Genomic DNA, 21,091 nt, shown 5'->3' with positions numbered 1-21,091 from the left:
ACAGACCGTCTAGACTCCATCACACCAGTGCTGAAGGTTCCTTGAGCACTCGATTTTGACAGCAACTCCCTCCTTTTCACCTGAGTACACAGCCATGTGTAAATCGTGTGATTCAAACCCGATTCAAACCGAAAATGATCGCCGAAAGTTCCTTCGATTAGCCGGACTCGGAGCAGGCGCTCTGTTACTGGCTGGCGCCCTGCCCAATCAAGTCCTCCACGCTGCCGAGAAAACGGCATCTGCGCCAAAACCGCAAAACTCAATCAGTCCCGACCAGGCCCTGCAAAGGCTAATGGAGGGAAATGAACGGTATGTTTCCGGCACCTCCAAGACTCATGACTTCAAGGACGAACGAGAAGCCCTGGTCTCCGGTCAGAACCCGTTCGTGGCGGTGCTCAGTTGCTCTGACTCGCGCATCGCCCCCGAATACGCCTTTGATACGGCTCGAGGAGACCTTTTCGCCATACGTGTGGCGGGCAACTTCGTCACCGACGAGGGATTGGCAAGCCTTGAGTACGGTATTGCAGTGCTCGGCGCACCACTGATCCTCGTGCTTGGGCATGAAGACTGCGGCGCCATCAACGCGGGGATAAAGGCAGTAAAAGATCACACTGTTTTCCCTGGCCACATCCCAAAACTGACTGATGCATTAAAGGCTTCTATTGAGACAGTGCTCAAGGAGCCAGGGGATCTTCCTAACAACGCTGTCGCGCAAAATGTCAAAGACTCTGTCAAGCGTCTCAAAAATGCCTCGCCACTACTGACTGATGCCCTCGGCAAAGGTAAGTTGAAAATAGTGGGCGGCATTTATCGCCTGGCGAGCGGCAAAGTAGACCTGATCGCCTGATCCGACAGGCGCATACCTGTTACTGAGACGCCCGTTGTGAAGAGCCCAGCGCGTGGCTGGGCTCTGATCATTTTCGGTTTTCCATCATCTTGTCAGCGAGCGCCTTGGCCCTTTCAATCAACAGGTTTTGCCTGTCTTCGTGAGTAGCCCCCCCGACAACCGGGGCCGTCAGATTGCTTTCCGCAATCAACGCAGCGCAGAAGTATTGATCCCAAACAGCCTTATCCTCGGACGCCTGTTTGTTCATTTGGTCGGCGATCATATGCGGCTCCTTTTGGTGAGGTAGCACCGGTATCTTACGCCTGAATCGCAGACAACCTCAGTCGCTGGAGACCAACGCAAACGCGCCGGCACATAAACTTTCCGACGCACGACAGGTTCATTTCCAAGGACTCGTTAACCTTTTGCAAATTCTTGCCGATGTCTCTAGCTCAGGGCATAGGAGCAACACAGATGAGAAATAATCAACCCGTTACACAACGTGAGGTTGCCCTTGGACCTCAACAGAAACTCATCTCGACAACGGACTCACGAGGGGTCATTACTTACTGTAACGACGCCTTTGTAGAAATCAGCGGTTTCAACAAGTCAGATCTGATAGGCGCCCCTCAAAACATCGTTCGTCATCCTGACGTGCCATCCGCCATATTCGCCCATATGTGGAGTGCCCTCAAACAAGGCAACCCTTGGATGGGTATCGTCAAGAATCGCTCCAGGAACGGCGACCACTACTGGGTCAACGCCTACGTCACGCCCATTTTTGAAGGGAGCCAAGTCGTTGGTTATGAGTCGGTCCGGGTGAAACCGAGCATCGATCAAATCCGCCGCGCCGAGGCCCTCTATAAACGAATCAGCCGGGGCAAGTCAGCAGTTCCTGGCAGCGACAAATGGCAACCCGTCTTGATGGACTGGCTGCCGTTCCTGGCCATGGGTTTAGCGGGGACTTTGGGCGGTGTTTTCCTCAGCCCTCCCTTGGCAGCATTGGTAGCCGTAGGTGTATCGGCTCCGATGGGGCTGATTGCTTCGCGCCGGCAGAAGCGCGGTGCACTGCATCTGCTGGAAATGGCAGAGGCTTCCACTTCCGACCAATTGATTGCGCAAATGTACAGCGACGAGCGAGGTCATCAGGCGCGTCTTGAAACGGCCTTCGTGAGCCAGGCATCACGTCTCAAGACTTGCCTGACGCGGTTACAAGACACCGCAGAGCAGCTCACCGGTCTGGCCGGGAGATCTGACGTCCTCGCCTCCGACAGTTCCCGTGGACTTGATCGCCAACGAATCGAAACCGAGCAGGTATCGGCCGCCGTCAATCAGATGGCAGCCACCACACAAGAGGTCGCGAGCCACGTCCAGCGCACCGCCGACGCCACCCAGGAAGCCAACGTGCTGACAGGCCGTGGACGCGACGTCGCCCGTGACACGCGTGACGCCATTCAGCGGCTCTCCAATGTGGTCGGCGAGACAGGCCAAACCGTCGCGCAACTGGCCAAAGACAGTAACGAAATCGGGACGGTCGTCGATGTGATCAAAGGCATCGCCGATCAAACCAACTTGTTGGCACTCAATGCCGCCATCGAAGCTGCACGCGCGGGAGAAATGGGTCGAGGTTTCGCGGTCGTCGCGGACGAAGTGCGCCAATTGGCTCAACGAACAACCGAGTCGACGACCCAGATTCACGGCTTGATTTCCAAGCTACAGGTCTCTTCAAACAATGCCGTGAAGACTATGGAAAGCGGCCAGCGCCAGGCCGAAGAAGGCGTTGCGTGGGTGCTGGAGGCCGATAAAGCCCTGATCGGCATCAGCGAAGCCGTCGCCAACATCACCGATATGACAACCCAGATAGCGGCCGCGACTGAAGAGCAATCAGCCGTCGCAGAGGAAATCAGTCGCAACATCACCACCATCGCAACCCTCGCCGATCAGACGTCTGAGCAGGCCAGGCATTCCGCCGAGGTGACTAAGGAATTAACACAGACGGCTAAAACTCAGTATTCGCTGGTTGAGCGCTTTAACCGATAAGCCCTGCTCTTACTGATCGGGGATCGAAATAGAAAAAGCAGGATGATCAATCCTGCTGTTTAAGTCAGTTATCTGCTCGATGCTCAAGATTGGCTGTGGTGTATGCGTATGGGCACGTGCGCTACGGCCGAAGCTCTCTTATTCCTCTGCATCCAGCCGATCAACATAAAAGCGAGGCCCGGAATGAGCAACCCAGGCGCCATGTAACCGAACGTAGCTTCGTTTAATAGACCGCTCAAGCCAAAGCTGAATCCGCAGATTGCCAGCGGGATGCCGGTTAGAAACATCGGATTTCGAAATGCCTTATCCATAGCAAAGATCTCCTTAACAATTTCGCTGACTGAACTATACCGTCTGTCGGTGAGCGGCTGGAATTGCAAAACGCAGACAACAAAAAAGGGCCCACCTTTCGGTGAGCCCTTCTAGACCGCCCAGCAGAGCGGATTTTGTTTGGTAGGCGCGATTGGACTCGAACCAACGACCCCCACCATGTCAAGGTGGTGCTCTAACCAACTGAGCTACGTGCCTGCTGTGAGGCGGCATTCTACGGAATTCCGGAGGGGTGTCAACACCTTTTTTCGAGCTAACCCTATGAATATGCAAAATATTTAATTTCGCGGTGGTTAAGAAGATTTTCCGGTGGCTGGCGGTCGATTTTTAACTCGGGTAGGATCGATGCACTCGTAAAATATATTAAACAGAGGCAGCCGGATGGCGAACACCCCCTACCCCGAATCCTATTACGCCGCGTCGGCCAATGCGGTTCCGCCGCGCCCGGCCTTACAGGATGACGTAGAGACTGATGTCTGCGTGATCGGTGCCGGTTACACCGGTCTGTCCTCTGCCCTGTTTTTGCTGGAGAACGGTTTCAAGGTCACGGTGCTGGAAGCCGCCAAGGTGGGTTTTGGCGCTTCTGGCCGTAACGGCGGGCAGATCGTTAACAGTTATAGCCGCGACATTGATGTGATCGAGCGCAGTGTCGGTCCCAAGCAGGCTCAGTTGCTGGGGCAAATGGCGTTTGAGGGCGGGCGGATCATTCGTGAGAGGGTGGCCAAATATAATATCCAGTGCGACTTGAAGGATGGCGGCGTTTTCGCCGCCATCACTGCCAAGCAGATGGGCCATCTGGAAGCGCAGAAACGTCTTTGGGAACGGTTTGGTCATACGCAGCTTGAGTTGCTGGATCAAAAGCGCATCCGTGAGATGGTGGCCTGCGAGCAATACGTCGGCGGCATGCTCGACATGAGCGGCGGTCACATTCATCCGCTGAACCTGGCGTTGGGCGAAGCGGCCGCGGTCGAGTCGCTGGGCGGCACTATTTATGAGCAGTCGCCAGCGGTCCGCATTGAGCGCGGCGCAAATCCGGTGGTGCATACGCCACAGGGCAAGGTCAGGGCCAAGTTCATTATCGTGGCCGGCAATGCATATCTCGGCAATCTGGTGCCGGAGCTGGCGGCCAAGTCGATGCCTTGCGGCACTCAGGTCATCACCACCGAGCCTTTGGGCGATGAATTGGCCAAGCGTCTGTTGCCGCAGGATTACTGCGTCGAGGACTGCAATTATCTGCTCGATTACTACCGTCTGACCGGCGACAAGCGCCTGGTCTTCGGGGGCGGTGTTGTCTATGGCGCGCGGGATCCGGCAAACATCGAAGCCATCATTCGGCCGAAGATGCTCAAGGCGTTTCCGCAACTCAAGGACGTGAAGATTGATTACGCCTGGACCGGCAATTTCCTGCTGACCCTGTCGCGCCTTCCTCAGGTCGGACGGATCGGCGACAACATCTACTATTCCCAGGGTTGCAGCGGCCACGGCGTCACGTACACGCACCTGGCGGGCAAGGTGCTGGCCGAAGCGCTGCGTGGCCAGGCTGAGCGTTTCGACGCGTTTGCCGATCTGCCGCACTACCCGTTCCCCGGCGGGCAATTGCTGCGCACACCGTTTGCCGCGCTGGGTGCGTGGTATTACGGGTTGCGGGACAAGTTCGGGTACTGACTGACACTGCAAAACCACTGCGGGTGCTCGCGATCGCGGAGGGTCAGTCAACACAGATATCGAATGTGATGGCCTCATCGCGGGCAAGCCCGGCTCCCACAGGGATCAGCGCATGGCTTTAGAGCCGATCCCGTGCGATGCCGCTGCGGATTCGCAGGATGTCGGCGAGTACGGCGAGGGCAATTTCCGCAGGGGTTTTGCTGCCCAGGTTCAGCCCGATGGGCGCATGAATACGCGCCAGCTCCGCGTCTCCCAAACCACCGATCCTGCGCAATCGCTCGAAGCGCTTCTGCGAGGTCTGCCGGGAACCCATCACACCGATGTAAAACGCCTCGGTGCGCACGGCTTCCATCATCGCCAAATCGTCGATGCGTGGATCGTGAGTCAAGGCCACCACGGCGGTGTCGCTGTGGCAGCCGCCGTCAGCAATGAACACCGACGGCAATTGACGGCGAATCTCGACGTTTTCCAGCACGACGCCTTCCAGCACCTCGTCGCGCGGATCACAGAGAATCACCTCGAACCCGAGGCCAACCGCAAACTCCGCGCACGCCTGGGCGACGCTGGAATACCCCGCCAACAGCAAGCGCTGAGCTGCGCCGATCCGCACGCGCACCCGGTCAATCTCACGTTCGATGCGCACGCCCTGCTCACGATCAGTGAACAGACTGCGTGCACCGCTGGCGAGATCAACCTCGCGGATCAGCCGCCGCTGGCCGAGCAACGCCGACTCCAGCTCCCGCAGATGAGCCTGCACCTCGCACTCGGGCTCAAGCTTCTCCACCAGCACATCGAGCACGCCGCCGCAGGGCAGACTCACGCGCGAACGCGGATCATCGCCTTCGCCATAACGAACGATGCTGACTGCATCAACAAACGCCCCCTCGGCGACGCGTTCGAGAAAGTCTTCCTCGACGCAGCCGCCGGACAGCGAACCGATCCAATGCCCGTCGCTGTTCACCGCCAGCAACGAGCCCGGCGCACGCGGCGCCGAGCCATAAGTGGCGAGCACCGTGCACAGCCAGATGCGCTGCCCGGCCATCGACCATTGCAGCGCCCGGCGCACGACTTGCAGATCGAGATGCTGCATGTCAGTGCGCCTTGTGCTCGAGTGGCGGCGCATCGGCCCGCAACGTCTGCACGTCGCTCACGGCCAGATCACCCGACTGACCACCCCACCCTTGACGCAGGTAGTTCAGCAGATCGGTGAGTTGCTCGTGGCTGAGCTTCTCGGCGAACCCCGGCATCGGTTGCATGTGTTCGAACCCGGCGAATTTCTGCTCACCAATGCCGTCGTCGATCACCCGCACCAGGTTGCGCGGATCTTCCAGGCGCAGCGTGGTGTTGCCGCGCATGGCCACGGCGATGTGCGGCTTGCCCTCGCCGCCGACCGCGTGGCAACCGGCGCAAACGTTCAGGTAATCCTGACGACCGCGCTGGGCGCTGGCACTGAGTTTGTCCAGCGGCACGTCGGTCAGTACCTTCGCGGCCGGCGGTTGATCGCCGAGCAGGAAGGTCGCCATCGCCGCCAGGTCCGGGTCATTGAGGCCTTGGGTGCTGTTGTGAAACACCGGGAACATCTCGTTGAACATCGTGCCTTGGGCGCTCATGCCGTGTTTGAGGAACGAGCTCAGGTCCTGATGATTCCAGCCGCGAGCGGCCAGGTCGTTGGCCAGCAGGCTAGGCGCCAGATAGCCGTTGAGCACGCCGCCGGTCATGCGTTTGTCCTGCTGCATCGAACCGGGCAATCCACGTGGCGTGTGGCATTCGCCGCAGTGGCCGAGCACATCGACCATGTATTGACCGCGCTTGAAAGCTTCGCTTTTGCCGTCGGCCGGCGCCAGCTTCACGTCCTTGCCGTAGAGCATGTTCCAGCCCGTCAAGCCCAGGCGCACGTTGAACGGAAAGCTCAGGCTCGTGACCGGCGCTGCCCGTTCGATCGGCTCGACGGTTTTCAGGTACGCGTGAATCGCATCGGAATCTGCGCGCGGCATCAAGTGATACGAGGTGTATGGCATCGCCGGGTACAGGTTCGCGCCATCGCGACGCTTGCCCTCGGTGAGCGCGGCGAAGAATTCGTCATCGTTGTACAAACCGATGCCGTGCTCTTTGCTCGGGGTGATGTTGGTGCCGTAAATCGTGCCGAACGGCGAGACGATCGGTAGACCACCCGCATACGGCGCGCCACCCGGCGCGGTGTGGCAGGCCATGCAATCGGCGGCACGGGCAAGATAGGCGCCGCGATCGACTTGCTCATCCGCATGAGCCAGCAAGACAGGCGCTGCCAGACCCACCGCCAACGCCAGGCGGGACAGTAAATGCTTCATGCTCAACCCTCCTTGACCAGGCCGAGATCGGTCAGCACGTTGCGCGTCGCGCTGTAATACCGCACGTAGCCGGTGCAGCGGCAGATGTGGTGACCGAGGCTGTCCTCGATGACTTTTTCCAGCTGGCTTTTGACGATGGGCTGACGCTGCAGCTTCTCTACCAAAACCGTCGCGGCGTTCACAAAACCCGGCGCGCAGTAGCTGCACTGGAAAGCGAACTCATCGACGAAGCGTTGCTGGATCGGATTGAGTTCGACGACCTGGCCCTGCTCATCGCGGGTCGCGTGGCCTTCAATGGTCCGCACCTTTTTGCCTTCGAAATAATGCGCACCGGTGATGCAGGTGCGCACTTCTTCGCTGGTGCCGTCCGGGTTGTCGACGATTACGACGCAGGCGTGACAAATGCCCTGGCCGCAGCCAAGGCGCGAGCCGGTGAGGTTTTTGTATTCGTGCAGGTAGTCGATCATCGGCAGGTCATCAGGGATGTCCACCGGGCCGACGGATTGACCGTTGAGGGTCAGTTGAAGCGGACGGTTAGCCATTGAGGGCCTCCTTGATGCGTGCAGAAGTGATGGGCAGGTCGCGGACCCGTTTGCCGATGGCATGCGCCACGGCGTTACCGATGGCACCGACCACCGGGATCATCACCACTTCGGCGATGCCCTTGGATGGATCGCTCGGCGACAGCGGCGGCAGGATCTCGGCCGTCTGCTTCCAGACCGCCACGTGGCGCGCCATTGGCAAGCGGTAGCGGTTGAAATTCCAGTCGCCCTCCCCCGGCCCGCCTTCGTACAGCGGCATCTCTTCCATCAGCGCATGGCCGATACCCATCGCGATCCCGCCTTCGAGCTGGCCCTTGACCAGTTCTTCCACCAGCACCCGACCGCACTCGACCCACGAGTGATGGTTGAACACTTGCACGTCGGCGGAGCCCTTGTTCACTTTCAGCTCCACCAGCGTCGCGACCGGGCTGTAATAAGTCACCGCCGCGTTGTTCAACTGCGTGTCCGGGTAATGCACGTTCTGGCGATCCAGCAAGTGGAAACCGGCACTGTTCATCTGCGCTTTTTTCACGCTCGGCGCACCGTCGCCGTACTTCACCGCCAAGCCGTCCAGCGGCAGACGTTCGCGCACGCCGTCGATGCTGAACTCGGCCTCGGCCCAGCTCCAGCGGTTAAAACCGTGCACGGTCGCGCCAGTCACCAAGCCTTTTTCGTGGGCGTGTTTGGCCAGTTGTTCGAAGCTCAGCGGCTGCATGCCGTTGGCGGTGAGTCGGCCATCGACCCAATGCGCATCTTCACGGCGCACCACATACGGGTTGGCCTGGCCGCCGTAAGGGCCCTGGCCCCAGATCTGCAACGCCGCCGGCCACAAACCGTGGTTGAACAACACGCGCGCCGCTTCACGGGTGGCGTGGCTGAAGTAGTAGGCGGAATTGGTCGCCGATGAGGCCGAGGCGAGCTTGCCGACCCAGCGCGGATTGCGCAGCACATTGTCCTGCTCGGCCTGGCTCATGAGGTACGGGTTGCCGCCGGTGATCAGCTGCAACTCTTTCCATTCGGTCTCGCCGGTCTTCACTTCAGTCGCCGGGACGCCAAGGAAATCCGCCACGACCAAGGCTTGCGAGGTGGACATGCCGGTACCGATTTCGATACCGATGTGGCGCAGGCTGATGTGCCCATCAGCGGTGAATTCGATGCTGGCCATCGGCGCTTCAGAACCGGTGCCGAAGTCTTTCTGGCAGATGGCAAAACCGACGCCGTACCAGTTGTCCGGGTCCTGGGATTCGCGCTGCTTTTTGATCGCGTCGCGGTTTTTCCAGACTTCGTGCACGGCTGCTTTGTCGAGAATCTCGTGCAGGCGCAACGCACCTGCCGGCACCGCGCCCTGGGTGTTTTTCATGCCCGAGACCATGGCGTTTTTCTTGCGCAGATCAATGGCGTCGATGCCGAGGCGATCGGCAATTTCATCGACCATCATCTCGGTGGAAGCCATGCTTTGCAGCGTGCCGTAACCGCGCATCGACCCGGCTTCAACGGCGCGGGAATGGTAGGCGGTGACCTGCAAATCGTTCTGCGGCATGTAATAGATCGATTGCGCCGACGTGGCACCAACCGCCGCCACCGATGGGCTGTAGTTGATCCGTCCACCGCCGTCGACGTTCATCTCGGCGCGGAAAATCTTGAAGCTGTGATCGGTCTTGTCCACCGCCAGTTGGTAGCGGATATCGAACGGGTGACGCTTGATGCCGCTCTGGAACTGCTCATAACGATCGTTGGCCAGACGCACCGGCACGCCGGCGCCGTACAACGCCGCAAGCGCTGCGTAGTACACGAAAATGTTGTGGTCTTTGGAGCCATAACCGACGGTGTAGCCCGGGTGCATGTTCAGGTTGGCCAGGCCGAAACGCGACGGCGCGATCATCTTCGCGGTCTCGGTCGCGGTTTCCAGCGGGCACTGGGTGGCAACGACGAAATGCAGGGTCTTGGTCGCGGGGTCGTACCAGCCGTTTCCGTTGTCCGGCTCCATCGCGGCCGGTTCGATCGAAGGGGTTTTGTAGCGCTCGTCGAACACCAGCCAGTTGTCGGGTGGCGTGTCGATCTGTTGCTTCATGCGCTCGGCGTAGAACAAACCGCGCTCGGTCAGGTTGCCGTGCAGGTCCGGCTGGGAATTCCACACCGGGCGACGGTTTTTCAACATCGGGAACAGGATCGAATCCTTGAGGCTGGCGAATTCGTCTTCGTCCGCCGAGGTCGCCCCGCCGACGCGCACGTAGCGGAAACTGCCGTAGGGATCGCCTTCGTAGAACGGCACTTTGTCGCCGTAACGAATCGCTTTGTCATTGAATTTGAGCTTGGCCTTGGCCTGACGGAAACGCTCGAAGTCGTTCCAGATCAGGATCGCCACCGGGTGACCGATGAACATCGGCACCTTGCCCTCCGGCAGCAGAGGATCCGGTGCGTGTTCCTCCGGGAAAGCGATGCCGTCCTTGTCCAGGTCGGCGGCGGTGACGATGCGGTCCGGCTGCACGTCGGTGCCGAGCCACGTCAGGTCGTAACCGGCATAAATGCGATCAGCCTTGGTGGTTTTCAGCAGCATGGCGTGGCCTTGCTGCTGCGGCCAGCCCGGCATGTCCTTGGCGCGGATGTCGCGGGCAAACACTTTGCTGCCGCAGACCTTGGACAAGGCATCGTTACGCGAGCGCGCCTTGCCGTTGTTGCCAAGCCATTGCTCGGACGGCACGGTCACGCTGTTTTCCATCAAGGCCGCCAGCGCCTGACTGCTGAGTGGCGTGAGCGTCACGCTCACACCCGCCACCAGCCCGCCCTGAAGGAACGAGCGCCGGGATATTTCACGGTTGGACATGGATCATCCTCTGGGCGGTTATGGGTCCGCCCTTCTGGTTATGTTCTGGGGATCTCGAGTCTTGCAGAAGCCCTTTTTGACGAGGCAAAGGGCTGTGTTGGCAGTGCAAAGCTGACCGAAAGGTTAACTTTATAGATTTATGGGCTTTTAGAAAACAACTGGTAACAAAAATCTGACCAAAGAATCAAAAAACCGCCGCTTTTCGGCGGAGCAAATCGATGAACAAACCCAACTCCCGGCTGATGTGTTCGCCCTTGCGCAGCAGCAATCCGAACGGCGCCAGTTGCACATCCAGCGCAACAGGCAGCGCCACCACCAGACCCATTTTCAGGTAGTCGCGCAACGCGGTTTCCGAGAGCACCATGATGGCGTCGGTCAGTTGAATCAGTTGCTGCATCGAGTACACCGAGCTGCATTCGATGATGTCGGCGGGTGTCGGCAAGGCCAGGCGCTGCAAGGCCTGATCCAGCCCGATGCGCGCCGGGCTGGTTTCCGGTTGCAGGATCCACGGCCAGCCGCTGACCAGTTCCGAGAGTTCGAGTGTTTCCCGTTGCGCCAAGGGATGACCGGCGTGAACGACAACCAGCAACCGTTCGTTGCCCAGCTGTTCGAACTCGTAATGTTCGCTGTCGGTGGCAGCGTTGCGCCGGGCAATGGCGAGGTCGATGCGGCCCTGCTCCAGTAACTGGATCACCTGGTCGCTGGTGTCGCCCATGATGCGAATGCGCAACTGCGGATTGAGCGCCTTGATTTCGGCAATCGAATCCATCACCAGGTCCGGCGCAGCGCCCATGATGGTGCCGATGGACAGATAACCGTAACCGCCCTGCTGCCGCGCGATTAGGTCTTCGGCGCAGCGGTCGAGGCCGCTGATGGCGGATTCGGCGAAACGAATCAACTCACTGCCCAGCGCCGTCGGCCGCATTCCGCGGGGCAGTCGCTCGAACAGATCGCAGCCGAACATGTCTTCAATCTCATGGAGCATTCGGGTCGCCGCCGGTTGCGACATGTTCAGGCTTTGCGAGGCGCGATGCAGGTTCTGACTGCTGCTGAGCGTCACCAGCATGTGCAAATGCTTGTAGCGCAGGCGGTTGAGCAGGCTGCGGGAGATGATCGGCGTGGTCATGGCGGGCCTTTGTTATCGATACCTTCAAGGTATCAGTTGTGAGCTAGATTCGATTTGTAACGCATCGATCCACGGCCGTACAGTCTTTCCCATAAGAACAAATGCCCTACCAAAGGAAAACTGCGATGAAGACTCTACCCGCGCCTCTGCTCGCCAAAATTTCCTGGCGGCTGCTCCCCTTCCTGCTACTGATGTACATCATGGCCTTCCTCGACCGCGCCAACGTCGGGTTCGCCAAGCAAGCCTTTCAAGCCGACACCAATATCAGCGACGCCGCTTTCGCCTTCGGCGCCGGGGTGTTCTTCGTCGGTTACGCGCTGCTCGAAGTGCCGAGCAATCTGATCCTGCACCGCGTCGGCGCCCGTCTGTGGATGTGCCGGATCATGGTCACCTGGGGCCTGGTCTCCGCCGCCATGGTCTTCGCTCACACCGAAACCAGCTTCTACGTCCTGCGCTTTTTGCTGGGCGTGGCCGAGGCCGGTTTCTTCCCTGGTGTCATTCTTTACCTCACCTACTGGTTCCCCAGCGCCGCGCGTGGCAAAGCCATGGGCTTTTTCTACTTCGGTGCACCGCTGGCGTTCATCTTTGGCAGCCCGTTGTCTGGCTTGCTGCTGGAGCTGGACGGATTTGCCGGCGTCCACGGCTGGCAATGGCTGTTCGCGGTTGAAGGCTTGATGGCCACGGCGGTGGGCGTCTGGGCCTATTGGTATCTGGACAATCGCCCGGCCGACGCGAAGTGGCTGACGGTTGAAGAACGCCAGCAAGTGCAAGGCATCCTGGATCAAGAAGACAGCCACAAACAGAATCACGGCCGCAGCTTGCTCAACGTTCTGTGCCAACCCTCAATCCTGTACTTGTGCCTGATTTATCTGCTGATTCAGGCCAGCGTCTACGGCGTGGTGTTCTATCTGCCGACCCAGGTCGGCGGGCTGTTGGGCACCAAGGTCGGGCTGATGGTCGGGTTGGTCACGGCAATTCCATGGATCTGCGCGATCGTCGCGGCGTACCTGATCCCCGGCTACAGCGACCGCACCGGCGAACGTCGCCGCACCGCCTGCCTGACGTTGCTGATGTCCGCAGCCGGGATCGCCTGCTCGGTCACCTTTGCCAGCCCGTTCCTCGGCATCGTCGCCCTGTGCTTCGCCGCTTCCGGTTTCATCGCTGTGCAACCGGTGTTCTGGACCTTCCCTTCCAGCTATCTCGCCGGCAGCGCCGCTGCAGCCGGGATCGCTTTGATCAATTCGTTCGGTGCCCTCGGCGGCTTCATCGCCCCGGTCCTGAAGAACTGGGCCGAAGGCGCCTTCCATTCACCGGCCGCAGGCTTGTACGTGCTGGCTGGCACCACTGTCATCGCCGCGTTGCTGGTCCTGGGCATCCGCTCACCCGTCCAGAAGCCTTCCAACACACCGGCCACCGCTTAACCTGAGGAGTCACACCATGGGCATTCCAACCATCAAACACGTCCGCGCCTTCACGTTGAGAGGCGGCGGCGCGGATTATCACGATCAGGCGGACGGTCACTGGATCGACGATCACATTGCCACGCCGATGAGCAAATACCCCGAGTACCGCCAGAGCCGCCGCACCTTCGGCATCAACGTGCTCGGGACCCTGGTGGTCGAGATCGAAGCCAGCGACGGCACGGTTGGTTTCGCCGTCACCACCGGCGGCGAGCCTGCCGCGTACATTGTCGAAAAACACCTGGCGCGTTTCCTCGAAGGCGCACGGGTCACCGACATCGAAAAAATCTGGGACCAGATGTACCAATCGACCCTGTATTACGGTCGCAAAGGCATCGTCATCAACACGATCTCCGGGGTTGATCTGGCGTTGTGGGACTTGCTCGGCAAGATCCGCAAAGAGCCGGTGCATCAGTTGCTCGGCGGTGCGGTGCGCGACGAATTGCAGTTCTACGCCACCGGCGCCCGTCCGGACCTGGCGCAGAAAATGGGTTTCATCGGCGGCAAGATGCCGTTGCACCACGGCCCGGCCGAAGGCGAGGAAGGCCTGCGCAAGAACCTCGAAGAACTGGCGACCATGCGCGAACGGGTCGGCCCGGACTTCTGGCTGATGCTTGATTGCTGGATGAGCCTGGACCTCAACTACGCCACCAAACTGGCGGTCGGCGCCCACGAGTACGGCTTGAAGTGGATCGAAGAAGCCCTGCCGCCGGACGATTACTGGGGCTACGCGGCCCTGCGCAGCAACGTGCCCAAAGGCATGCTGGTGACCACCGGCGAACACGAAGCGACCCGTTGGGGTTTCCGCATGCTTCTGGAAATGGGCTGCTGCGACATCATCCAGCCGGACGTTGGCTGGTGCGGCGGCATCACCGAGCTGGTGAAAATCTCGGCGCTGGCAGACGCCCATAACGCGCTGGTCATTCCCCACGGTTCTTCGGTTTACAGCTACCACTTCGTCGCCACCCGGCATAACAGCCCGTTCGCCGAGTTTCTAATGATGGCGCCGAAGGCGGACGAAGTAGTGCCGATGTTCCACCCGCAATTGCTCGGCGAGCCGGTGCCGGTGAATGGCCGCATGCGCCTGTCGGCACTCGACCAGCCAGGTTTCGGCGTGACCCTCAACCCGGAATGCCAACTGCATCGGCCGTATAACCGCTGAGAAAGGACCCCGCCATGAACATGCCTCACAACGCTTTCAAGGCCGCGCTGAATAATCCGGCGACCCAATACGGAATCTGGGCCGGTTTCGCCACCGGCTACGCCGCCGAAATCGTCGCCACCACCGGCTACGACTGGATGCTGATCGACGGTGAACACGCGCCAAATACTGTGCCCGGCGTACTCGCGCAATTGCAGGCGGTGGCGCCCTACTCCACCGCGCCAGTGGTGCGCGCGGTCACGGGCGACGCCAACCTGATCAAGCAACTGCTGGATATCGGTGCGCAGACGCTGATGATCCCGATGGTCGAAACCGCCGAGCAAGCGGCCGCCCTGGTGCGCGCCATGCGTTACCCGCCCCACGGCGTTCGCGGCGTCGGCGGCGGCTTGACCCGCGCCACGCGCTGGGACGGCGTGCCTGATTACCTCAACACTGCCCATGAACAGTTGTGCCTGATCGTTCAGGTGGAATCGCGGATTGGCGTGGAAAACGTCGAAGCGATCGCCGCCGTCGAAGGCGTCGACGCGGTGTTTATCGGCCCGGCGGATTTGTCCATCGGCCTCGGCCATGCTGGCAACCCTGGCCATCCTGAAGTTCAGGAACGTATCCAGCACGCGGTGAAAGCAACGCTCGCCGCCGGCAAGGCCTGCGGCATCCTCGCGCCAAACGAAGAAGACGCGCGCCGCTATCAAAGCTGGGGCTGCCAGTTCATTGCCGTGGCCATCGACATCAGCCTGCTGCGCCAAAGCGCCATGACCACCCTCGCCCGTTACCGCGCACCGGCCACCGAACACGCGCCGTCGCGCACTTACTGATCAGCCAAGGAGTCGCCCCAATGTCGTCCGTGCCTGTGTACGAAAACTTCATCAACGGCCAGTTCGTGGCCAGCGCTACCCATCTCGATGTGATCAACCCGGCCACGGGTGTCGTGCTGTCGAAAGTCCCGGCCTCGACGGCCGAAGACGTCGACCGCGCCCTTGCCGCCGCGCGCGCCGCGCAAAAGGACTGGTCGCGCAAACCGGCGATTGAGCGCGCCGGGCATCTTCGCCGGATCGCCGCCAAGCTGCGGGAGAACGTCCAGCACTTGGCACGCACCATCACCCTGGAACAAGGCAAGGTCAGCGGTTTGGCGGAGGTGGAAGTCAATTTCACCGCCGATTACCTCGACTACATGGCCGAGTGGGCCCGGCGCATCGAAGGTGAAATCATCACCAGCGACCGGCAGAACGAAAACATCTTTCTGTTTCGCAAACCACTGGGCGTGGTCGCCGGGATTCTGCCGTGGAATTTCCCGTTCTTCCTGATCGCCCGCAAGATGGCGCCGGCCCTGCTGACTGGCAATACCCTCGTGATCAAACCCAGTGAAGAAACCCCGAACAACTGATTCGAATTCGCCCGACTGGTGGCCGAAACCGACCTGCCGCCCGGCGTGTTCAACGTGGTCTGCGGCGACGGTCGAGTGGGCGCGGCGCTCAGTGCGCATAAGGGCGTGGACATGATCAGCTTCACCGGTAGCGTCGACACCGGCTCACGAATCATGGCCGCCGCCGCACCGAACATCACCAAACTCAACCTGGAACTGGGCGGCAAGGCGCCGGCCATTGTGCTGGCGGATGCCGACCTCGATCTGGCAGTAAAAGCCATTCGCGATTCGCGGATCATCAACAGCGGCCAGGTGTGCAATTGCGCCGAGCGGGTGTACGTCGAACGCAAGGTCGCCGACCCGTTTATCGAACGCATCGCAGCGGCGATGAGCGCGACCCGTTATGGCGATCCGATTGCTCAGCCTGAGGTGGAAATGGGTCCGCTGATCAACCGTCAGGGCCTGGACAGCGTCAACCGCAAAGTGCGCACGGCCTTGAGCCAGGGCGCGAGTCTGGTCAGCGGTGGGCAGATTGCCGATCTACCGAACGGCTTTCACTTCCAGCCCACGGTATTGGCCGGGTGCAGCGCCGACATGGAAATCATGCGCGAAGAGATTTTCGGCCCGGTGCTGCCGATCCAGATTATCGACGACCTCGACGAAGCCATCGCCCTGGCCAACGACTGCGACTATGGCCTGACCTCGTCGATCTACACCCGCGACCTGAGTAAAACCATGCACGCGATGCGTGAGCTGGATTTTGGCGAGACTTACGTCAACCGGGAGAACTTCGAGGCTATGCAGGGCTTCCATGCCGGGGTGCGTAAATCCGGGATTGGCGGCGCGGATGGCAAGCATGGGTTGTATGAGTACACCCATACCCATGCGGTTTACTTGCAAGGCTGAGCCTGGCGGTGTTGCTGACGCCGCCATCGCGGGCAAGCCCGCTCCCACAGGGTTCTTGGAGTTCACTCAATGTGTGGAACAACACAGATCATTGTGGGAGCGGGCTTGCCCGCGATGGCGTCATGTCAGTCAAAGCTATCCGTCAGAAATCCACGGTCGCAGAAAGCAGGTAGGTCCGCGGCGTCGACAGCGTCAGACCCGGCTCGCTGTCATCCGACGCCCCGGCCGAACTCCAGTAGCGCTTGTCTGCCACGTTCTCGATGTTGGCGCGCAATGTGATGTTCTTTTCCTCGACCTTGAACGCGTAGCGCGCGCCCACGTCGAAACGCTCCCACGAATCGATCTCCTTGTTGTTGGACTGGTCCAGATACTGCGAACTGGAATAGATGCCGCGACTGGTGAGGGTCAGGCCCTGCACGGTCGGCACGTCCCACTCAGCGCCCAGGTTGACGTTGTATTTCGGCGTGGCCGGCGCCCGGTTGCCGTCGAAGGTGCCATTGGCGGTGTTGGTCAATTCGCTGTCGATATACATGACGCCACCGAGCAGGCGAAAACCCTCGAGCGGCTCACCGAACACACTCAGTTCCACACCCGTATTTTCACGCTTGCCGTTCGGGCCGAAGACCCGCGTTGTGGCGTTGGTCTCATAGGCCGGCTGCTTGATCCGGAACACCGCAGCGGTCAGGGCAAACGCGCCAGCGTCATACTTGGCGCCGACCTCGACCTGGCGGCTGATGAACGGCGGGAAAATCTCGTCTTCGTTGATTGAGGTCGACGGCGCGATCTTGCCCTGGCTCAGGCCTTCCATGTAGTTGGCGTACAGCGACAGCTTATCGGTGGCCTTAAACAGAATGCCGCCCGACGGCGAAACCTTTTCCTCGTCGTAGGCGGTGTCGCCTTTGACATTATCCGACCAGTCGTCAACCTTCACCCGTTGCCAGCGGGCACCGAGGGTCAGTAACAGCCGGTCATCAAAGAACCCCAGGGTGTCGGACAACGCCACGCCGCTGAAGCGGTTTTCGGTATAGACCTTCGGATCCTGTCGCGTCGGCCGCACCGGCGTAGGTGTTTCCACAGGGTTGTAGAGGTTGCTGGGGGCCGCCGCGTAACGTGCGCCGCCATTTTCGAAGTCCATGTAGAAATAGCTGGCCGCCAGGTTGACCTCATGGCTCACCGGACCGGTATGAAACCAGTTGCGCACCCCAGCCGTGGCCGTCCGGACGTTTTCATCGCGGGTGAAATCACGGGGTTGAACGCTGAAATCGCCCTTGTCGTTGGTGACCGCCACGGCATGCCGGAGGAAGTCATGGTTGCTTTTACGCGCGCCCACGCCGCCGTAGAGCATGACGGAATCGTTGACGTCGAATTCGGCGTTCACCGTGCCGAAGGTGTCGTTGGTACTCGCCTTGCTCCAGGGTTGCGCATAGTTGTGACGCACATCGCTGGCATGTGGAACCTGTGCGTTGGCGTTGACCTGCACGCGCTCCTGCGGCGCGTCGGTGTCACGCTCGGTACGCCCGATGTCCGTGGAGAGACGCAGGTGTTCACCGCGAAAATCCAGGCCCAGCACCGCCATCTCGCGGTCGACATTCTGCTGATCCCATTCGGTGTCGCCGGACTGCTTGACGCCGTTGAAGCGAATGCCGAACTTGTTGTCTTCACCAAAGCGCCGGCCAACATCCACGGCACCGCCGACCTGGCTGTCGGAAGCGTACATACCGGTAAACGAAGTGATGGGCGTGTCGGTGGCGCGCTTGGGCACCACGTTGATTCCGCCACCCACGCTGCCTCGCGGCGAGATGCCGTTGATCAGCTGGCTCGGACCTTTGAGGACGTCGACGCGGTCGGCCATCTCCATGTCGATCGTATAAGTCGGCAACACGCCGTAGAGACCGTTGTAGGCCACATCACTGTTGAACAGGCTGAGTCCACGAATGGTGAACTGCTCATAACGCCCGCCCGCCGGGTTGGTGGCACGAACCGACGGATCGTTGGCGATCAGGTCGCCCAAGGTCCGCGCCTGCTGGTTCTTGACCACCTCGCTGGTGTAGGTGGTCATGCTGAACGGCGTTTCCATGAAATCTTTGGAGCCCAGCAAGCCTTGCGAACCGCGACGCGCGACTTGGCCGCCAGCATACGGATCGCCGTCCACCGGATCGATGGAGCCGAGAATCGAGGTCGCGCCGAGTTGCAGACCGCTGCCTTCGGGAGTCGGGGTCAGGATGTAGGCCTGTTCGCCCACTGGCTGCAATTGCAGGCCGGAACCCTGCAGCAGCCGGGCAAAGCCCTCCTCCACGGCGAATTCGCCGGACAGACCGGGGCTGTTACGCCCGCTCACCAGCGCCGGGTCAACCGAAAGGTTGACGCCCGCCAGACCGGCAAAACGGGTCAGTGCTGCGCTGAGGCTGCCTGCCGGCACCTGATAACTGCGTCGAGGCGCGTCTTCGGCCCAACCGGCGGTGATAAACAAAGGACAGGCGCTGAGGCTCAGCAACAGGCTCAAGTGCATTAACGGGCGCAGGCGGGATGAAGCCAGACGCGGACTCGACGGGAACACTGCGGGCATTGAAGAAGCTCTCTTGATTCGTTCACTTGCCTTGAATGACAAGCGACGCGAAAAAAGGGGACACACTTCAAACACTATTTTTGCGCGGCAGCAGCGTGACCCAATAACGCGTACGCGAATGCACCTCCAGCGGCAAGCTGGCCGCCAGCAGCGCCAGGATACGATCGGTGTCTTCGAGGCGAAAACTGCCGGTGACACGCAGGGATTCCAGTTCCGGCTCCCAGCGCAGCACACCCGGGCGATAGGTGCTGAGTTCGCGCAAAAAATCCCCCAGCGGTTGGTTCTGTGCCATCAACACACCGTCTCGCCAGCCCGGAGCAAGCACGTCGAAGGGTTCCACAGCGCCGGCACCTGCCGCCTGAAGGCTGACTTGCTGGCCTGCGCGCAATGAAAAGACCGATCCGCGCAAAGGCTGCAGCTGCACCGTGCCGTTGAGCACCGACACCCGGCAACCCGTCTGCCACTGGCGAACACACACTTCGCTTTGACTGACGACTACCTGACCGAAGTGAGTCTGTATCGTCAGCGGCGACGAACCGGGGACTTTCAAGGCTATCTCGCCCTCCACAAGCTTCAGTAGCCGATTGTTCAGATCGATATCGACGGCGCTCGCAGTGTTCAATTGCAGCGAGCTGCCATCGGCCAACCGGACTTTCTTGCCCTCCCCGGTCGCTGTCCTGAAGTCCGCGCTCCAGACATCCAGAGGCAACTGCCGACTGATCAGCCAAGCGGTCGGCACCAACGCCACCGCTCCGATGGCGCGCTTGAGTACCGCACGCCGGCTCGGCTGCGGCCGATCCAGACTGGCCATCGCCAAGGCTGACGGCACGTCAGCAAAACGTTGACGCAAGCGTTGCGCTTTCTGCCAGGCCTGCTCGTGGCTGGAATGGCTGTCGCGCCAGCTCTGTAACTCGGCTCGGTCTCGCTCATTAGCAGTGCCCGATTCCATGAGCGCCAGCCACTGCGCGGCAGCCCGTATGACTTGGCGGGCGTCTGCCGAAGGGGCTGAACCGATCACAGGTCCACCAGCAGGCAGTGTTCGTAGGCTTGGGCCATGTAGCGCTTGATCGTGCGTTCGGAGACTTGCAGGCGCTCGGCGATTTCCTGGTAACCCAGGCCTTCCAGTTGGCTCCAGAGAAATGCCCGTCGTACCGGGGGCGGCAATCCATCGAGCAATTCGTCGAGGGCTTGCAGGGTTTCCAGCAGGATCCAGCGCTGCTCGGGGGATGGCACGCAGTCTTCAGGCAGCAGCGCCAGTGCATTGAGGTAAGCCTGTTCGAGGCTGCGGCGCTTGTAGAAGTTGGTCAGCAGCCGTTTGCCCACGGTCGCCAGGTAAGCGCGGGGCTCTTGCAGGTCAGCAATGTGCTGGGAGCTGGCAAGCACGCGCACGAACGTATCCTGGCTCAGGTCCGCCGCATCATGACCATTGCTCATGCGTCGTCTCAACCAGCTTTCGAGCCAGCCGCGATGGTCGCGGTACAAGTCATGGAAGGTTTGCTCCTCCGGCATCGCTGCATCGCTCATTTCAAGAAGCCCTGTGCCAAGGAGTTATCGTAAATGAGAGTGATTCTAATTAATGTCGGGCGTATGAAGGAAGCCCTTTATGCATCGACTGAGCAGAAAGGTTCAATGAGGAGGGTATTGAGGAGAGGAAAAGCCAAATCGCAGACACAAAAAACCCCGGTCTTTCGACCAGGGTCTTTGCTATCGACTCGAAGATTGCCAGCGGCTTTCTTCGTAGCTCCAAGGCGCTCAGTGGGCCTTGAGGCAGATATGGCGCAGCGGACGGGACTCGAACCCGCGACCCCCGGCGTGACAGGCCGGTATTCTAACCGACTGAACTACCGCTGCGTATCGCTTTGGACTTGCGTCCAAGTAACTCGTCTGACTGAAAGCTCCGAGACTTTTCAATCTCTCTTTCAATCTCGAATCAGGGCAAGCCTGACTCGGAAAA

At 60.3% G+C, this 21,091-nt stretch carries 15 protein-coding genes, 2 tRNA genes and 1 pseudogene; 7 read left to right on the top strand and 11 right to left on the bottom strand.

Features of this window, described 5'->3' with window-relative positions:
• Nucleotides 1–94: 94 nt before the first annotated feature.
• On the top strand, nucleotides 95–847 hold the full coding sequence (locus tag K0F88_RS17835) for a carbonic anhydrase (protein WP_219095905.1): 753 nt from the start codon (nucleotides 95–97) through the stop codon (nucleotides 845–847).
• Nucleotides 848–914: 67 nt separating this feature from the next.
• Here the strand turns inward: K0F88_RS17835 and K0F88_RS17830 are convergent, their stop codons facing one another.
• Entirely contained in the window at nucleotides 915–1,109 is a 195-nt protein-coding gene (locus K0F88_RS17830) for a hypothetical protein (protein WP_094471636.1), read from the bottom strand.
• Between the two features lie 191 nt (nucleotides 1,110–1,300).
• Between K0F88_RS17830 and K0F88_RS17825 the strand changes: the two genes are divergently transcribed.
• Nucleotides 1,301–2,866 (top strand): PAS domain-containing methyl-accepting chemotaxis protein, encoded by a 1,566-nt coding sequence (locus K0F88_RS17825; protein ID WP_094471635.1) that lies wholly within the window; start codon nucleotides 1,301–1,303, stop codon nucleotides 2,864–2,866.
• Nucleotides 2,867–3,317: 451 nt separating this feature from the next.
• On the opposite strand, the gene K0F88_RS17820 is transcribed toward K0F88_RS17825, so the two are convergent.
• Nucleotides 3,318–3,394, bottom strand: a tRNA-Val gene (locus tag K0F88_RS17820).
• A 183-nt stretch (nucleotides 3,395–3,577) separates the two neighbouring features.
• Between K0F88_RS17820 and K0F88_RS17815 the strand changes: the two genes are divergently transcribed.
• Nucleotides 3,578–4,861, top strand: a complete 1,284-nt coding sequence (locus tag K0F88_RS17815; protein ID WP_219095903.1) for an FAD-binding oxidoreductase — start codon at nucleotides 3,578–3,580, stop codon at nucleotides 4,859–4,861.
• Between the two features lie 118 nt (nucleotides 4,862–4,979).
• On the opposite strand, the gene K0F88_RS17810 is transcribed toward K0F88_RS17815, so the two are convergent.
• The 5 genes from K0F88_RS17810 to K0F88_RS17790 all read right to left on the bottom strand — a co-directional run bounded on the left by K0F88_RS17810 (nucleotide 4,980) and on the right by K0F88_RS17790 (nucleotide 11,680).
• Nucleotides 4,980–5,951: an XdhC family protein gene (locus K0F88_RS17810; RefSeq protein ID WP_094471632.1), complete on the bottom strand. Its 972-nt coding sequence runs from the start codon at nucleotides 5,949–5,951 to the stop codon at nucleotides 4,980–4,982.
• 1 nt (nucleotide 5,952) lies between these two features.
• The gene (locus K0F88_RS17805; RefSeq protein WP_094471631.1) at nucleotides 5,953–7,188 is read right to left on the bottom strand and encodes a cytochrome c; all 1,236 of its coding nucleotides are present in this window, start codon (nucleotides 7,186–7,188) and stop codon (nucleotides 5,953–5,955) included.
• Nucleotides 7,189–7,190: 2 nt separating this feature from the next.
• Complete coding sequence (locus K0F88_RS17800) at nucleotides 7,191–7,730, bottom strand: (2Fe-2S)-binding protein (protein WP_094471630.1); 540 nt, start codon at nucleotides 7,728–7,730, stop codon at nucleotides 7,191–7,193.
• Nucleotides 7,723–10,554: a xanthine dehydrogenase family protein molybdopterin-binding subunit gene (locus K0F88_RS17795; protein ID WP_094471629.1), complete on the bottom strand. Its 2,832-nt coding sequence runs from the start codon at nucleotides 10,552–10,554 to the stop codon at nucleotides 7,723–7,725. The genes K0F88_RS17800 and K0F88_RS17795 overlap by 8 nt, the downstream gene beginning before the upstream one ends.
• 184 nt (nucleotides 10,555–10,738) lie before the next feature.
• On the bottom strand, nucleotides 10,739–11,680 hold the full coding sequence (locus K0F88_RS17790) for a LysR family transcriptional regulator (protein ID WP_094471628.1): 942 nt from the start codon (nucleotides 11,678–11,680) through the stop codon (nucleotides 10,739–10,741).
• A 125-nt stretch (nucleotides 11,681–11,805) separates the two neighbouring features.
• Between K0F88_RS17790 and K0F88_RS17785 the strand changes: the two genes are divergently transcribed.
• The 4 genes and pseudogenes from K0F88_RS17785 to aldA all read left to right on the top strand — a co-directional run bounded on the left by K0F88_RS17785 (nucleotide 11,806) and on the right by aldA (nucleotide 16,571).
• Nucleotides 11,806–13,101 (top strand): MFS transporter, encoded by a 1,296-nt coding sequence (locus tag K0F88_RS17785; protein WP_094471627.1) that lies wholly within the window; start codon nucleotides 11,806–11,808, stop codon nucleotides 13,099–13,101.
• A gap of 16 nt (nucleotides 13,102–13,117) precedes the next feature.
• Nucleotides 13,118–14,302 (top strand): L-rhamnonate dehydratase, encoded by a 1,185-nt coding sequence (gene rhmD / locus K0F88_RS17780; protein WP_094471626.1) that lies wholly within the window; start codon nucleotides 13,118–13,120, stop codon nucleotides 14,300–14,302.
• A 14-nt stretch (nucleotides 14,303–14,316) separates the two neighbouring features.
• On the top strand, nucleotides 14,317–15,117 hold the full coding sequence (locus K0F88_RS17775; protein ID WP_094471625.1) for an aldolase/citrate lyase family protein: 801 nt from the start codon (nucleotides 14,317–14,319) through the stop codon (nucleotides 15,115–15,117).
• A gap of 20 nt (nucleotides 15,118–15,137) precedes the next feature.
• Nucleotides 15,138–16,571: pseudogene (aldA, locus tag K0F88_RS17770) on the top strand (aldehyde dehydrogenase).
• A 142-nt stretch (nucleotides 16,572–16,713) separates the two neighbouring features.
• Here aldA and K0F88_RS17765 read toward each other — a convergent pair.
• From K0F88_RS17765 to K0F88_RS17750, 4 genes are all read right to left on the bottom strand, one after another.
• On the bottom strand, nucleotides 16,714–19,137 hold the full coding sequence (locus tag K0F88_RS17765; protein ID WP_219095901.1) for a TonB-dependent receptor: 2,424 nt from the start codon (nucleotides 19,135–19,137) through the stop codon (nucleotides 16,714–16,716).
• Between the two features lie 67 nt (nucleotides 19,138–19,204).
• The gene (locus tag K0F88_RS17760) at nucleotides 19,205–20,155 is read right to left on the bottom strand and encodes a FecR domain-containing protein (protein ID WP_094471623.1); all 951 of its coding nucleotides are present in this window, start codon (nucleotides 20,153–20,155) and stop codon (nucleotides 19,205–19,207) included.
• The gene (locus K0F88_RS17755; protein WP_094471622.1) at nucleotides 20,152–20,661 is read right to left on the bottom strand and encodes a sigma-70 family RNA polymerase sigma factor; all 510 of its coding nucleotides are present in this window, start codon (nucleotides 20,659–20,661) and stop codon (nucleotides 20,152–20,154) included. The genes K0F88_RS17760 and K0F88_RS17755 overlap by 4 nt, the downstream gene beginning before the upstream one ends.
• 250 nt (nucleotides 20,662–20,911) lie before the next feature.
• Nucleotides 20,912–20,988: transfer RNA gene (locus tag K0F88_RS17750), tRNA-Asp, on the bottom strand.
• Between the last annotated feature and the right edge of the window lie 103 nt (nucleotides 20,989–21,091).

Source organism: Pseudomonas sp. UMAB-40, assembly GCF_900095275.1.
Lineage (GTDB): Bacteria > Pseudomonadota > Gammaproteobacteria > Pseudomonadales > Pseudomonadaceae > Aquipseudomonas > Aquipseudomonas mandelii_B.
The sequence above is the reverse complement of the archived record's forward strand: the minus strand, read 5'-3'. Positions and strand labels throughout refer to the sequence as shown.

Excerpts from the sequence above, each read along its gene's own strand:
- K0F88_RS17835 (WP_219095905.1), top strand. The coding sequence starts at position 95 with ATGTGTAAATCGTGTGATTCAAACCCGATTCAAACCGAAAATGATCGC.
- K0F88_RS17830 (WP_094471636.1), bottom strand. The coding sequence starts at position 1,109 with ATGATCGCCGACCAAATGAACAAACAGGCGTCCGAGGATAAGGCTGTT.
- K0F88_RS17825 (WP_094471635.1), top strand. The coding sequence starts at position 1,301 with ATGAGAAATAATCAACCCGTTACACAACGTGAGGTTGCCCTTGGACCT.
- K0F88_RS17815 (WP_219095903.1), top strand. The coding sequence starts at position 3,578 with ATGGCGAACACCCCCTACCCCGAATCCTATTACGCCGCGTCGGCCAAT.
- K0F88_RS17810 (WP_094471632.1), bottom strand. The coding sequence starts at position 5,951 with ATGCAGCATCTCGATCTGCAAGTCGTGCGCCGGGCGCTGCAATGGTCG.
- K0F88_RS17805 (WP_094471631.1), bottom strand. The coding sequence starts at position 7,188 with ATGAAGCATTTACTGTCCCGCCTGGCGTTGGCGGTGGGTCTGGCAGCG.
- K0F88_RS17800 (WP_094471630.1), bottom strand. The coding sequence starts at position 7,730 with ATGGCTAACCGTCCGCTTCAACTGACCCTCAACGGTCAATCCGTCGGC.
- K0F88_RS17795 (WP_094471629.1), bottom strand. The coding sequence starts at position 10,554 with ATGTCCAACCGTGAAATATCCCGGCGCTCGTTCCTTCAGGGCGGGCTG.
- K0F88_RS17790 (WP_094471628.1), bottom strand. The coding sequence starts at position 11,680 with ATGACCACGCCGATCATCTCCCGCAGCCTGCTCAACCGCCTGCGCTAC.
- K0F88_RS17785 (WP_094471627.1), top strand. The coding sequence starts at position 11,806 with ATGAAGACTCTACCCGCGCCTCTGCTCGCCAAAATTTCCTGGCGGCTG.
- rhmD (WP_094471626.1), top strand. The coding sequence starts at position 13,118 with ATGGGCATTCCAACCATCAAACACGTCCGCGCCTTCACGTTGAGAGGC.
- K0F88_RS17775 (WP_094471625.1), top strand. The coding sequence starts at position 14,317 with ATGAACATGCCTCACAACGCTTTCAAGGCCGCGCTGAATAATCCGGCG.
- K0F88_RS17765 (WP_219095901.1), bottom strand. The coding sequence starts at position 19,137 with ATGCCCGCAGTGTTCCCGTCGAGTCCGCGTCTGGCTTCATCCCGCCTG.
- K0F88_RS17755 (WP_094471622.1), bottom strand. The coding sequence starts at position 20,661 with ATGAGCGATGCAGCGATGCCGGAGGAGCAAACCTTCCATGACTTGTAC.